The organism is Legionella anisa (assembly GCF_001467525.1).
GTDB lineage: Bacteria > Pseudomonadota > Gammaproteobacteria > Legionellales > Legionellaceae > Legionella > Legionella anisa.
In genome coordinates this window covers 119,039-133,363 of record NZ_LNXS01000021.1, presented here as the reverse complement: position 1 = coordinate 133,363, position 14,325 = coordinate 119,039, and the positions used below count along the sequence as shown (strand labels likewise).

Here is a 14,325-nt window from a genome sequence, read left to right as displayed (position 1 = left end):
GTATTCTTTTGATGTTTTATTTCAATTTCCTGTGCATAAACAGCCACGTTTCTTGAAATAAAACTCAAGACAATTGCTATGTTTTTTGGGTTCCAGGACTCTAAGTTGATGTCATTGCATGAAAAACGCTAGTCAATATGTTCCTTAGTAAAGGCATGAATTTCTGGAACAATAATATTGCGGAATTTCTTGCCGTTGAACAATCCATAATGACCTACTCCTTCTGCAAGGAAATATTTTTTCATGGAGTCAGGTAAATTTTTACATAAGCCCAGTACCGATTTTGTTTGTCCTACGCCCGTGATGTCATCACGCTCACCTTCAATTGCTAAAATAGATGTACGCTGAATATCTTGGAGACGTACATTATGACCACGCGATTTGTACCGACCAGTTGTTAATAGTTTTTCTTGAAATACGGTATTTATTGTCTGCATATAAAATTCAGCAGTCAGATCCATGGTTGAAAAATATTCAAGGTAGAATTTGATTATCTTAAAAGCTGCTTCCGTTTCATTTTCCGCATAGCGATCAACCGCTTTTTGCAATGATTCCATATGGCGTTGAAAATTCATACTCATAAAACCCGCAAGTTGCATAAACCCTGGATATACAAGCCGCATCGCACCAGGAAAACGAGACGGTACAATCGAAATCACATTTTGTTGGAACCAGTCATCTCCTCTGGAAGTCGCTAACTCATTTACTGATGTGGGAGATTGATTCGTATCAATTGGCCCTCCAAGTAATATCGCTGTGCGAGGTAGATTGGGCGAATTATTGGTGGACATAAGCGCAACCGCAGCTAAAACAGGAACAGTAGGCTGGCAGACCGCCATAACATTCAAATTGGGTGCAAGTAAATTTAAATAAGAAATGATGTACTCGATGAATTCATCCAAATCAAATGACCCTTCAATTAAAGGGACGTCGCGCGCATTTTTCCAGTCCGTGATATAGACATCGTACAAAGGAAGTAAATTTTTGACGGTATCACGTAATAAGGTTGCATAATGGCCCGACATGGGTGCAACTACGAGCAATTTTGGTAAATTCAATTGTTCCCCATTTACTTTTTTAAAACGAATTAGGTTGCAAAAACTTTTCTTGTCTATAAGTTCTTCTTGAATATCATAATATTCATCTTTGATTTTGACTTCGTTAATATCAAATTTTGGTTTATCATATACATTGGTAACCATATGAAATATGTAGGAATATCCAGATAATCTACGAAAATGACCTGAAGTTGCATCCAATATTTTTTTCAACCCACTCTGATCATCATCTGACATATACGGAATACGAACAGGTAAATTAATATTGTCAGAAATTCTGCGGAAGCGTTTTGCCATATTGTCAAAATAATCTGAGTAAGGTTGAAGCAAACGCATATTAAAATCATAGATATTGTAAAGATACCGATTATCAAGAGGATTAAACATTTAAACGCCTCGCATTTTTAGGATGATTCAACTGGAATGGTGCATCACAATACTATAAAGTAATATACACAAAAATATAAAATAGCAAATTCTCTTATTTTGTGTTTCCCCAGCACTGAGAATAATAATAGCAGTCCCTTATTTCTTCTTGAATCATAGTTGCCGGTTTTCCTGCTTTAAATTGATAGATAAGCATCTTGGCGCTGACAAGACGTTGTTGAAGAAGAGCCACCAGTGAATGTGAATTTTTTTCTGGTTTGCCATAAAATTCAGCATTTAAATGGGATTTTAATTCATCGGCTCGTAATGAAGAATCTAAAGTAATTGCGTTGTATGACTGTATTAACGCTTCTTCCAATAAATGAGGGTCTTGAGTCATATTTTTCTCAGCTACAGTAATTGCCTCATAAAACCCTTCAAGCATGGAGCGGCTAATTGGATCTTTTTCAGACATATTGAATAAATCAGAAATTACTGTATGAGGAAGAAGAGGTGCAACTAATTTATCAAAGGGAAGGGCAAAACCGTGACGGTAATGATCACGATAGTTCTGTCCAAAGAATGAGTAATTTATTTTTTTAGTCGGCGAAAAATCAGGATCATCCAATGCTAGAGTGTCTGCATGCCGTCCTTTATAACTCAGAATACCTGCACAGCCAAAATCAACAATAGCGGCTTGCTTTTCAGCATCACTAACTAGGCAATAGCCAGAGTTGAGTAATTTGGAATTTAATAAATCCCATAAATTAAAAACTAAAGCTACAGCATACAATTGACCCAGAATTCGTGCCTCTTCTGATGTGAGTGATAGATGGGCACGTTTGGGTAAATATTCTCGATCGAATAAAGGGTCTGTTTTGACTGCTTCTTTTTTTGCTAAAAATTCCGAAAAACTGTTTATGAATTTGGAAATGACGCCGATTGACTTATCCTTATCAACGTACAGATAGTTTTCCGGGACAATTAAAATACCCTCAAACATTTTTTTTGCCATACGAGGAATTAAAACCTCAAGAAAAGCACTTTCTAGTGTGATTGAGAAAATATGCTCCATGGTATCAAATGAGGGATTTTCCAACTCCTCTTTAGAAAGATATCCCTTAAATACATCTTCTACTGTTAGGGGGTCCGGTTTTTTAATCAGATAATAAGCACCAAACTGATCGCATAATATTCTTTTTTCCGTGATTCCCTTTGATAAAGAGGATGCAATTTTCTCTGGCAATTTGTCTTTTCTTACTTCTACAAGCTCAATATTCGGATGAAGCTTTGGCATGATTCATCTCCCACGAAAAACTCAATAAATGTTGTTCTTGTTGATTTTCAGTTGCATATTAAAGCCCTTTTTGAGTAAAAAATGCTTTCTTATTTCTATCTTATTACACAAAGAAAGAAAAAGGCACTATTTTATCTTGATTTTTGAGAGCTAAGTGAAGCGTGGATTGTTAGAATGTCTTAAAGGATTTAATTTTTTATTTCTTGAATATTATCTGTATTGCTCATGAATTTTATGTTCGAAATGAAAATACGTTCTATTTAATTCAACCAAATCACATGATTGACATGAATGCGATTTGGCTACGATCGAATGGAGAATCCAATTAAGCGCTCATGTATTGCCCGCCATTGATATCTATATTAGATCCCGTAATAAATCCTGCTTCTTCACTGGCTAAAAATGAAACTGCATTGGCAACTTCTTCGGGTTTGCCTAGTCGTCCTACAGGAATACTGCTTGTGATCTTATCAAGGACGTCTTTTTTCAAAGTAGTTACCATGGATGTTTCAATATAACCAGGGGAAATGGTATTTACAGTGATTCCTTTATTTGCAACTTCCAGAGCCAAGCTTTTTGAGAATCCAAATAAAGCAGATTTTGTTGCCGCATAATTGCACTGCCCCAATTGTCCTTTTCGACCATTAATTGATGAAATACAAACGATACGCCCGTAATTTTTCTCGATCATGAAGGGTAGAACGTTACGTGTAATATTGAAAGTGCTTGTTAAATTTGCATCAATGATTTGTTGCCAATGATGAGGTTCCATTTTTTTTAAGCTGACATCGCATGTGGCTCCTGCGTTATTTATCAGGATGTCAATGCGACCAAAGCGCTCAATGATTGAATTGGTGAGTGTTTCACAGTCAGAAAAATTGATGAGATTTGCGAAAAGAATTTCAATATCATAACCCGCTTTTTTTTGTGCGGTTTGCCATTGCAATACTTCATCATGTTTACCATTTTTAAAGTAACATGCAACCACTTTGTAATTCGCTGCGAGGCGACGGCAAATTGCGGTACCTATTCCTCCTGTACCTCCAGTAACCACTGCTATTTTTCTGTCCATGAATAGAATCTCCTGGTGAAATTGGATATTGGCTTTCTTTATGCTAGATTAAGCGTTTCAATATTATTCAAAATTTTATTGTAATGTGACTAGTTAGTTTTTACCTTGGAAGGCGCTGTGGTAAACCCTAATAAACTAAAATTTACGAAAATGGATAGAAAAGCTGTTAAATCTGTTAAAGTTGTTGGAGAATTTTTTCGTAATGAAGAAATTGCTTTAATTAAGAAAAATTAACCGTTTATATTGGAGATAGCGATATCATGCTGTCTGATTATTTTAGTATTATTTACCAAGGGAATTGATATGGGTTTTGCTAATGTTGCTGTTTTTGTGGTAGATGACGATCCTGAAATTTGCCAGTCATTTCGTTGGTTATTTGAATCTGTAAACATCCCAGTTAAAACTTATGAAAATGCCAAAGCTTTTCTGGATAGTTATGATGTCACACAAAAAGGGTGTTTAATTATCGATGTGCGTATGCCTGTCATGAGCGGACTCGAGCTACTGGAACATATTAATACTTTAAGAAATCAACTGTCCGTGATCATGATCACCGGATACGGTGATATTCCAATGGCTGTGCGAGCCATGAAAGCAGGAGCTGCAGATTTCATCCTTAAGCCGGTAAATCACCAGCATTTGCTGGAAATTACGCAAAAATGCCTTAAAAAAATTCAAACGAACTCCATCCAGTCTCAGTCTGATTTCTATGAGCGGCTAGAGCGTTTAACCAAACGTGAACGACAGGTTATGGATTTAGTCATTGAAGGAAAATTAAACAAACAAATAGCTCATGAACTTGATATATCTATATCTACGGTTGAAGTCCACCGTGCAAATGTTATGCGAAAAATGGAGACTAAGACTTTAGCAGATCTCATAAAAATTAATCTATTTCATGCTTTGCCTAATGACGAGCTTAAATCTTTAGCGAGGCTTGATGGCTGATAGACACACGTTCAAGTTAAGTTGTTTGGTAAAATAAGACACCTCAATAAAAAAACTCTAAATAGCATTAATGCCATAGGGTTGGATTTATAAATCATCACAATGACAAAATAGTTTTTTATCTGGATAAAAAGTGATACTATTTTGAATCTTTTACGTATAGGGGAATGCATTATGTCAAAATTTCCACATATAACTCCTGCTGAGCTTCGTCGGTACTTTAATCGTCTCAATTTGAATCAATTACTCGAAATTAATCATTCTTATGGGCCTCATTTTATTTCACTGGATAATCGAATTGATAAGTGTAATGCAGATTTAAGGACTGCAAATAGCCGCTTAGCTGAGCTGCAAATATCAAAACAGACTCATGACCAAAACTATGACAATGTTGAAATCCGTGAAGCAGAATTTAAATTACGTCTTCAAAGTGTACTCGCTGATTCTGATCAAACCGCTCGATATATCGGAAGGCAAGCAGTTGGGTCTTCTCCTATGGCTTTGTTTAGCATCGAGGATCAGTATCTCGCGATGGAAATCTCAAATGTATCCCAAACAATTAGGGACTTGAATGAAACGATTGCAGATTTAGAACAAAAGAAAAAAGGTGCAGTTTCTGAATTAAGAATTTTAAATAGTGTTATTGAATTAAAGAGACAACATTTGCCTGTACCAGTACCAGCCTCAAATCAATTTGGATTGTGAAATTAAGTCTCCTCAGACAATGTGGTTAAAGAAATCCAAGCATGTAGCCTGGTTGTTTGCAACCAGGCTACATCTCTACAAGAATAGGGAGAGGGACTACTCTAAAATATCCTTAGTATAAATAAAATTGTTCCTGGCTTTATTCATAAGTATCTTAAATTGTTGCAGGTGTTTTTCAGTTGCTGTTGTGGAATGGAGAACAAATTCAGAAACACATAATGCAAATATGAGCCTGCGTATATCCCAAATTGTTTCCTGAAAAATATCAATTCGTCTTTTGGTTTCTGAGCTGATTTTAACTTCCAGTTTTAAATTTTCAGAACTAATCGCAATGGGGCCGCAAATTTTTATCACTTGACTTCGTAGTTTTTCAACAAAAATGAAGGTATTAATTTTTTCTGTACGACACTTAATTATCTCCTTAACGATTTTGTTAAAAAAATTATAAACCATCATCTGATGAAATAAATAGAGCTTTTGTGAATAACGATAGGTTTGAAATAAAAAATAATCGCCTACTAGAACAATAAAAATACCAATCAAGGTACAGATGCCACGATTCACTACCATTTCAAATGGACCTGCAGGTGAGTTCGCATCAGTAGTTTGTGCTAGTAGCAAAAAAACCACAACTGTAATGAAGAATACACTAATATCGTAGCGGCGTGTGTTGAGTGCCGAAACAGATAATCCAATGATGCAAATGATAAATACTACAGGGATTAATCGATAATTTAACTGCATTAGATAAATTAAAGGAATCAAAATCAATAAAGCGGCAAAAGTTCCACCGATACGATGAACAGCTCGTCTGATAATAAGGCCAGGTTCAATTCCTGCACTGATCACCAGAACCGTGAGTAAAACCCACCACTTATGAGGTATCGTTGTAAATAAATAAATCAACATGGCAACCATAAACATAATTGCCAGTTGCGTAAAACGTGCATAATCAAGTTTCTTTTTCAGTTGTGCCGCAGAAAGCATAATTTATTCCAACGGATAAATGCTTGTTGTAAGCAATGCATAACGTAATGCTGTAATTTTGTTTCTGGTTCTATAGGCATTGTGGGCGTGCCACATTGTGTATACGTTTTCATATTGAGCCTAAGCCAAGAGAGATTGTTTTTTATACCGTACCAAAATACCTCATTCTTTGTCTCATAATATAAATTATCTAATGCGTGTTGGATATTTCTTATGTTCACCGAAATACGACACGCTTGCATTATGTATTTTTTAGGAAGCATTCGTCGATAGTTTCGCACCATTCCCAAATGAAGAATTTCCTCTCCTATAGGACTTTTATTGTTTTGATTTATGGCAGAATCAATATCCTCCTCGAGGTATTGAATAAATTTTTGCATGGCCCTGTTCCATATGATCAAATAGACATTGGGGAAACATTTCAGACTAATGAATACAAAGATCATCGCTAATGAAGTTGATGAAATAAAACCGTATGCGACTTCAAGGTTAGCAGGGGGTTCAGTGCTCAGAACCACAGCTCCAGTTGCTATAAGCAACATGATTAAATTTTTTAGTGCATAGAAATATTTTAATACACAGAAATAAGTTACTGTGAAGGCAAACACTGAAAAAAAGAAAAAGACTCCACGAAATGGGTAGACAAGATAAAAGGATACACTGATGAGAATAATTGCAATGCCAATAAAAAACAACAACCGCTCTTTTTCTTTAAAAGTGGTGAGCACAGGGGCTTCATACATGCCTACCAAAAGAAAGGGTGCAAAAAAAGTAAGGAAACTGACAGGCCGAAACAGCCAATAAACATAGACTTCTATAGTCGCAACAAAGAGACACTTATAAAGAGTAATTCGTTGTAAGGCGTAGGGATCAACCTCATCAAGCCATTGCTTAAACTTTGATATAGACATAAGCACTTGCCCCAAGACGCAGCGGGTAATGAGGATCAGGATCCGTGATTCGAATAATCACGGGCAGTCTCTGTGGTAATAAGATCCATTGATTTTCATTGATCACATTTTGTAGTTGAGTACGGTTATCCACTAATTGGCGATTAGCCGACCAATAATCTGAATCAATTACCCCATGAAACACTTTTCTTCCCAAATACATTCTGGGGAATATCAATACTTTTGCGCCTTTACGCACATGACCCAAATCCGTTTCATTAAAGTTTGCTTGAATGTAAATATTGTCCATATCCACTAAAGAAAAAAGAGGCTGATTTATATTGACTGGTGTTCCAATACTAAAAAACAAATTTTGAATAATGCCATTGCATTGTGCGTATACATCGGTTTGCTCCAAATTCACCTTGGCATTCTTTAATCGTGCGTGCAGGGATTTAACTTCATTTTCTTGTGCTTTGATTTGATGTTGAATAATTTCCAGCTGTTTTAAAGCAGCATCCCACCTATATTTAGCGGCTTTTGTTTCTTGTTGGGAATTTTGTAAGGTAATAAGAGAGACCGATTTTAATGCGAAGCCTTTAGAGTATTTTTCATCATCCTGCTTGAGTTTGATGTAAATTTTTTGCTCGTTTTCACTGAGTTTAAGATCCCGATCATAAGTGCTTTTTAATGCAGCTAATTGTGCTTCGGCACCTGCCAAATCTGCACTAAGTTGTTCCACAGCATATATATAGGGTTTTTGAAAGACAGTGAAAAGTTTTTGTCCTTTTTTAACAATCTCTCCATTGTGCACATAAAGATTTGTAATATAGCCATTCGCAAGGGCTGCGACGGGACGTACGTTATTGACGACAAATGCATTATCTGTGAAAGGGAATAAATAAGAAAAAATATAAACAAGGGTCGTTAAAATACCAATCAAAATGATAACATTGGCTAAGGTAAACCAGCGTTTTAATTGAACAAACCCCTGTTTAACATGTAGACGATATCTGCGAAAATGTATCATAAATATAAGTTACCGTTATATGTAGCCTGGGTGCAGCGCAGCGGAACCCGGGAAATTCCATACGTAACCAACCCGGGTTTCGCTGCGCTGCACCCAGACTACGCCATCCCAAGAGCTATTGAGTATGCGCATATCCACCCGCCAAGTCTTGATATAAAATGACCAATGACATCGCAAGCTCTAACTTGGCTTGATTTGTTGAGAGCGCCAAGTCATCCAAATATATTTTGCTTTGTAATAATTCTTTATAAGAAATTAATCCTGTTTTCAGCAATCCTTGTTGTAATTTGTATTTATGGCGATAATCCTTTTCAGCATGCAAATAAGCCATAAATTTTTCATTCATCCGTCTGTTGGCAGAATAGTCATTATCGACTTCTTTTAAAATTCGTCGGACTGTTTTATTGAATTCAGCAGCTTTAGCATTATAGGCGCCTTTGCTTGCAGCAATTTTTCCTAGGGTACTGGGGGCGAGCGTCCAATTGATGTATGCATCCGTTGTGTCAACAAAAGTACTGTTTGGCAAATTAGCATCACCAATAAAGTCATCTAACTGAATTCCTGGGAAAAAATCACTGTAGGCAACTTTAATACCTGCGTGAGCGGCCTTTAATGCATAGAGTGCCATTTTCAAATCAGGACGATTGTTTAATACTGTAGCGGGTAAGCTGCCTGGTTTAAAACGGGAAAAATCTATTTTGGCGAAATTATTTTTGTTGTTTATCCTGCCTGGATTTGCATTGATCAAATAACGAAGCGCATTTTCACTGAGCACAATATTATGCAAAATAGGTTTAATCTGTGCTGCAATCAGACGCTCATCGGTTTGCAACTGGGCCAGAGCAATTTCATTTTCTAAACCAATTTTAATGTCCCCTTGGCTCAACTTAATTAATGACTTCAAGTCACTATCTAATTGTTGCAATAACCTTAATTGTTCTAATTGAGCAATTAAGGTGAAGTAAGCTGACGCAACTTGGCCAATTAATGCCAGGCGCATTCCCTCAATCGCAGCGTGGTAAAATTGAACATTGTATGTGGCTTGTTTCTGTTGCGCATACAGCTTCATAATGTTCACAAAATAATAGGGCCATATTCCATAAAATGCACCGGGAGCTCCAAGGGCGGGATTGGTGGAGTAGCCAGCAAGTATTTGTACGTAAGGAAGCCAACTGAGTTTGACTTGCCGCAATTCGCCTTGTGCCTGTTGTAAGTTTCCTATGGCAATATGAATGTCCATGTTGTTATTCAAGCCAGCTTCAATCAATTGATTCAATTCTACATCATGAAATTGTTGCCACCAAGCAACATAAGGTAAATCAGCTATGGGTTTGTAATTCTTTGTACTGGAAGGAAATTTAGATGGCAAAACGATGTGTTGCTCAACACGCCTATTGCAGCTTGACAATCCTATTACCAATAATATCAGGAACAGTATTTTCTTTAACATGAATCGATCATCGTCTGGAGTAGAAGTGTATTTTTCATACTTATTTATAGTTGGCTGTGTATTGTTAAAGGCTATTCATTATATTCCTTGAAATGATTAGGGTTAGTCAACAATTTGCTAAGGTCTGTTTACAATTCTACTTTCTTGGCCAAAATGCCGCGATTTTCTGCGCTCCGATACTCACATACTTCGTGTATGCTCCGTTTCGGTGCTCTAAAATCGCAGCATTTTGCCCCGGATCAAGTCCGGGGGAATTGTAAACAGACCCTAATGATAAATTATTTAATTAAGAGTCTTTATTCATTCCAAGTCGAATCACTTAAATGTTCATCCATTGCTTTACCTGGGGCGCATTCTTTTGAGAAATAACCATCGCGGCGCTTGAGGTAAACATTATTATAGTAATCAAGAGCATTTTGTTTGGCGATATTATCTGGAACTCCAAGCAGGAGTGCAGTGCGATAGTTTCTTTGTACTGCCTCACATTCGGTTTTTGCTTCATTATATTCACCGCGTGCGTGCATGCTTTCATGGGTTAAAATATTTAGAGTGATGATTTCATCCAGAGTCGCACGCTCAGGATGGCTCACATAATCCATTAATAGCGAGCATTTAGGATATTGGATGACAATATATCCAGTTTTAGGGTCCGCATGACCATAAACTCTTGGTTCCTCATCGAAAAGTGTGTCAAATAAGGTATTGCAGTGCACTTTTGCAGGATGATTTTCAGCTAATTGACGCGCAACTTCTGTTAAAAAACGTTCAAAACGCCAGTGATGAAAAGGAGGCCATGCAAATAACAAAGCCAAGATCAGCGATGTGGTGAGATAGCCCTTGGATATGGGTAAGCGGCCAGTGAGTTCTCGGTAAACTAACCAGAAGAAAAATAGAGAAATCAGCACCCACAGCATGATGTTCCTTTGTAAAAAGAGATCAACATTCGTTTAACCATAATGAAAAAAAGTAAATAGTTAATCGAGATGATCTAATGGAAGAGTGGTTGTTTCACAAATAGTTCTTAATATAAAACTTGATTGTACACTCGTTACTCCATTGATACGCGTTAGCTTATCTAATAAAAAAGATTGGTATGCATTTAGGTCGGGTACAATTACTTTTAATACATAATCTGCGGATTGGCCTGTGATTAAATAACATTGAACGATTTCAGGAAGAAAACGCACAGCCTCTTCAAACTGATTCATGACAGCGGGTTGGTGGCTATTTAATCCAACTAAAACAATCACGGATAATTTTAAACCTATTTTTTCGGGTTCAAGAAGAGCAACTTTTTTCTTTATGTATCCGTTATCTTCCAATAGTTTAACACGACGGAGGCATGGAGAAGGGGATAAGGCCACCATTTCTGCGAGCTCTTGATTATTGATTTGGCAATTTGATTGAAGTATATCAAGTATTTTTTTGTCAGTGCGGTCCATAGTGTTTAAAAATAACATGAATTTTTTATATTTTAGCATTTAAATCTAAAAAATAATTAAAAAATGAAATTTAAATTCGAATTAATTCGATAAGGACCTATATTTGCAATAAAATTTCAAAGAAAATGAATTAAAATATGCGTTAATGCATAGGTTGTAGCCATTGTGCATATATTATCTGCTTGTTTTTTTGAGGATTTCTATGTCTACATCACGAGTTGTTGCCTGGTTTGTATGGATTATTGCGTCAATATTTTATGCATACCAATATGTTCTTAGAGTGATGCCCAATATTATGATGAATGATATTACGTCGCAATTTCACATCGATGCGACCGTTTTTGGGCAATTTTCTGGTGTTTATTATCTTGGTTACTCTTTGATGCATTTGCCGATTGGGATCATGTTGGATCGTTTTGGGCCAAGAAAAGTAATGACAGTATGCATTTTGCTCCCTGTTATTGGACTGCTGCCGCTTATTTTCTCTGATCATTGGTTCTATCCGCTTGCAGGAAGAGCATTAATTGGTATTGGGTCTTCAGCTGCCATTTTGGGAACATTTAAAATCATACGTATGGCTTTTAAAGAGCAGCATTTTTCCCGGATGCTCAGTTTTTCGGTGATGATAGGACTTATCGGTGCTGTCTATGGTGGAGGGCCTGTTAGTTATATGTGTCAGGCGGTGGGTTATAAAATGGTAATTGAAGTGTTTATTGCTATTGGTCTCATACTGGCTTGCATAACCTATTTTATTGTTCCCGATGAAAAACCTACTTATCACACATCAGTTCTTTCCAATATTAAAACGGTTTTTACCAATCAAAAAGTAGTCTTGATTTGCTGTTTTGCCGGATTGATGCTCGGACCTCTTGAAGGTTTTTCTGATGTATGGGGATCTGGCTTTTTAAAACAAGTCTATGGTTTGAATACATCAACAGCAAACTATTTGCCTTCGATGATCTTTATAGGAATGTGTTTTGGATCTCCGATTTTAAGTTTAATTGCGGAAAAAACCGGATATTACCTGGGAACAATCATTGCAGCTGGAATAACCATGTGCGTGGTCTTCACCGCACTTGTAACAGGTATGTTAACAGTATCCAGCATTACCGTATCTTTTATATTGGTTGGAATGTGTTGTGCTTATCAGATTTTGGCGATTTATACAGTTTCTACATACGTACCTGAGAATCTTGCTGGACTGACGACTGCGATTGCTAACATGATAATCATGATTTTCGGCTATGCGTTCCATACAATAATTGGTTTTGTAGTCAATGCAAATGGCGGTATTCGTGAGGCGAGTGCTTTTATTTATGGGGTAGGAGTCATCCCGGTCACGTTGGCAATGGGAGTCATCGGTTTTCTGTTTGTGGCATATCGAGAGAAATATGCCGTATCAAAGCTGCATCCAGTAGGATCACCTAGTTAAAACATATCCCGATAGCAAAAAATGTAACCTGGGTGCAGCGCAGCGAAACCCGGGTTTCACTTCGTTTCACCCAGGCTACAAGTAAGTAGCTCAGCTCTCTTGATACAAGTAAATGTTAAAAATCAATCATATTCAAAACAATTCTAGGATTAGAGTTAGGGTTGGAAAATTTATCGATATCAGCTACTATTTAATTGAAGTTGACATGTATGACCGTTATAGTTCTCTTTACAATTCATTTAAAAACGGGCCGTTAGCTCAGCTGGTAGAGCAGGAGACTCTTAATCTCTTGGTCATAGGTTCGAACCCTATACGGCCTACCAATAAAATCAAGTAGTTACTGTTTTTATTAAAATATTCGAAAAAACCATGTAGACGCAATGTAGACAGATGATTACATTATGAATGAGAAAAATATGAATAGTACTTGCTTGTATTCTTGTATTACTCACTCTTCAAATTGAGATTGTAAGGAGTTGCTACAAATCACTTTCAATGTTCAATCAATCATTCTGAATAGCGATAGCACTGGATTTGGCGGTTCTTTTCACGTTCAGCTAATTTTCTTGCACTATTCCTCAGCTGAGTTAAAGATAGACTTAGGTTTTATGACTTCCAAAAGTGTAACGATTTGGTTTAAGGAAAGTTAGAAATATTTGAAACAGAAGAACGCGTCAACCCACACAAATATAAAAACTTTATATTTGTGTGGTAGAAAAAAACTGCTGCTAAAAGCACCAACATGGAGTGGCCAAATGATAGCGAATGCACATTTCGCATTGTCAATTGTTAGTTTACCAGGTACCCCATTAAACCATTCAAAAGCACGCCGATGGCAAGCTAACCAAGTGATTACATCTTGGTGAAAACAATCTCGGCATACATATGGCGACTTCAGAAGAGCACCATGACAAATATCCAGGTTTTAACCTCTTCACCTATCCGCTCATCGACAAGCTTAGGGCCTTGTCCAAAATCAACTTGGGCTGCTTCAGCAGGATTAAACTCCAAAATTGTTGTGACAGGTCTTTGCTTATCTTTTAGAACTTTCATGTGGTGCTGAACTACGCTATAGCTGCCTTTAAAACCATGCTCTTGTTGTAGGTGAGCAAAGATGGTGCTGGCCTGCACACCTTGAATGCTCCATTCTTCAATCTTAGCTTGATACTCGATGATCGACATTTTTTAAGTTGACATTCAATCTAATCCTTACTTAAGCAGATTTTTGGTATTTTAAACTTTCAGAGGGGCCTAATTTTCCCAAGTCTCTCCCGCTCATATGTTTTGCTGATTGTCGCAAGGGAATCACTTCAGCAACTTTTGCAGAAATTGCATTAATGAGGGGATTCGCTTTATCAGAAGATACCAAGGATTGAATGGACTCTATTACAGCATTGATTCTTTCCAAGTCTCGCAGACTACCTACAGTTAATGCGGGTAGCTTGTTATCTACCAAGGCTTTCTGTTGTGGATGTAAGAGTAGGCAGTGGTCAGACAACAGGCTCAGTATCAGGCCTTGGCTTGATCCATCTTCACCTTGCTGCTTGGCTAACTGGCACCACCCTTCATACCCCTTCCAGTCTTGAATAAAAACCTCTGCGAGCCAACGAAGAGTATAGGCTGAAGCAATATCAGTCAATCTCCAGGT

General features: G+C 37.1%; 14 protein-coding genes and 1 tRNA gene. 4 read left to right on the top strand and 11 right to left on the bottom strand.

Features of this window, described 5'->3' with window-relative positions; all coding sequences use genetic code 11:
• Positions 1–128 precede the first annotated feature (128 nt).
• The 3 genes from phaZ to phbB all read right to left on the bottom strand — a co-directional run bounded on the left by phaZ (position 129) and on the right by phbB (position 3,793).
• On the bottom strand, positions 129–1,445 hold the full coding sequence (gene phaZ / locus Lani_RS07205) for a polyhydroxyalkanoate depolymerase (RefSeq protein WP_019233896.1): 1,317 nt from the start codon (positions 1,443–1,445) through the stop codon (positions 129–131).
• A gap of 94 nt (positions 1,446–1,539) precedes the next feature.
• The gene (locus Lani_RS07200) at positions 1,540–2,721 is read right to left on the bottom strand and encodes a hypothetical protein (protein WP_019233897.1); all 1,182 of its coding nucleotides are present in this window, start codon (positions 2,719–2,721) and stop codon (positions 1,540–1,542) included.
• Positions 2,722–3,046: 325 nt separating this feature from the next.
• Positions 3,047–3,793, bottom strand: a complete 747-nt coding sequence (phbB, locus tag Lani_RS07195; protein ID WP_019233898.1) for an acetoacetyl-CoA reductase — start codon at positions 3,791–3,793, stop codon at positions 3,047–3,049.
• Positions 3,794–4,096: 303 nt separating this feature from the next.
• Between phbB and Lani_RS07190 the strand changes: the two genes are divergently transcribed.
• On the top strand, positions 4,097–4,741 hold the full coding sequence (locus tag Lani_RS07190; RefSeq protein ID WP_019233900.1) for a response regulator transcription factor: 645 nt from the start codon (positions 4,097–4,099) through the stop codon (positions 4,739–4,741).
• Between the two features lie 174 nt (positions 4,742–4,915).
• Entirely contained in the window at positions 4,916–5,446 is a 531-nt protein-coding gene (locus tag Lani_RS07185; protein ID WP_019233901.1) for a hypothetical protein, read from the top strand.
• A 96-nt stretch (positions 5,447–5,542) separates the two neighbouring features.
• Here Lani_RS07185 and Lani_RS07180 read toward each other — a convergent pair whose 3' ends face one another.
• The 6 genes from Lani_RS07180 to Lani_RS07155 all read right to left on the bottom strand — a co-directional run bounded on the left by Lani_RS07180 (position 5,543) and on the right by Lani_RS07155 (position 11,245).
• Positions 5,543–6,433 (bottom strand): FUSC family protein, encoded by an 891-nt coding sequence (locus Lani_RS07180; RefSeq protein WP_019233902.1) that lies wholly within the window; start codon positions 6,431–6,433, stop codon positions 5,543–5,545.
• Positions 6,412–7,344 (bottom strand): hypothetical protein, encoded by a 933-nt coding sequence (locus tag Lani_RS07175; RefSeq protein ID WP_019233903.1) that lies wholly within the window; start codon positions 7,342–7,344, stop codon positions 6,412–6,414. Before Lani_RS07175 ends, Lani_RS07180 begins: the two co-directional genes overlap by 22 nt.
• A complete protein-coding gene (locus Lani_RS07170; protein WP_019233904.1) occupies positions 7,325–8,353 on the bottom strand; it encodes an HlyD family secretion protein in 1,029 nt (342 codons plus the stop codon). The genes Lani_RS07175 and Lani_RS07170 overlap by 20 nt, the downstream gene beginning before the upstream one ends.
• 115 nt (positions 8,354–8,468) lie before the next feature.
• Positions 8,469–9,803: a TolC family protein gene (locus Lani_RS07165; RefSeq protein ID WP_019233905.1), complete on the bottom strand. Its 1,335-nt coding sequence runs from the start codon at positions 9,801–9,803 to the stop codon at positions 8,469–8,471.
• Between the two features lie 296 nt (positions 9,804–10,099).
• Complete coding sequence (locus Lani_RS07160) at positions 10,100–10,717, bottom strand: hypothetical protein (protein ID WP_019233906.1); 618 nt, start codon at positions 10,715–10,717, stop codon at positions 10,100–10,102.
• A 60-nt stretch (positions 10,718–10,777) separates the two neighbouring features.
• Positions 10,778–11,245 (bottom strand): Lrp/AsnC family transcriptional regulator, encoded by a 468-nt coding sequence (locus Lani_RS07155; protein WP_040522707.1) that lies wholly within the window; start codon positions 11,243–11,245, stop codon positions 10,778–10,780.
• 202 nt (positions 11,246–11,447) lie between these two features.
• Between Lani_RS07155 and Lani_RS07150 the strand changes: the two genes are divergently transcribed.
• Both Lani_RS07150 and Lani_RS07145 read left to right on the top strand, forming a co-directional pair.
• On the top strand, positions 11,448–12,677 hold the full coding sequence (locus Lani_RS07150) for an MFS transporter (RefSeq protein ID WP_019233908.1): 1,230 nt from the start codon (positions 11,448–11,450) through the stop codon (positions 12,675–12,677).
• A gap of 247 nt (positions 12,678–12,924) precedes the next feature.
• Positions 12,925–13,000 (top strand) — tRNA-Lys (locus tag Lani_RS07145).
• Positions 13,001–13,571: 571 nt separating this feature from the next.
• On the opposite strand, the gene Lani_RS07140 is transcribed toward Lani_RS07145, so the two are convergent.
• Positions 13,572–13,859 carry a hypothetical protein gene (locus tag Lani_RS07140; RefSeq protein WP_019233910.1) on the bottom strand — a complete coding sequence of 96 codons (288 nt, stop codon included), beginning with the start codon at positions 13,857–13,859 and terminating at the stop codon, positions 13,572–13,574.
• Between the two features lie 31 nt (positions 13,860–13,890).
• Positions 13,891–14,316 (bottom strand): hypothetical protein, encoded by a 426-nt coding sequence (locus Lani_RS19705; RefSeq protein WP_051045706.1) that lies wholly within the window; start codon positions 14,314–14,316, stop codon positions 13,891–13,893.
• Positions 14,317–14,325: the final 9 nt, after the last annotated feature.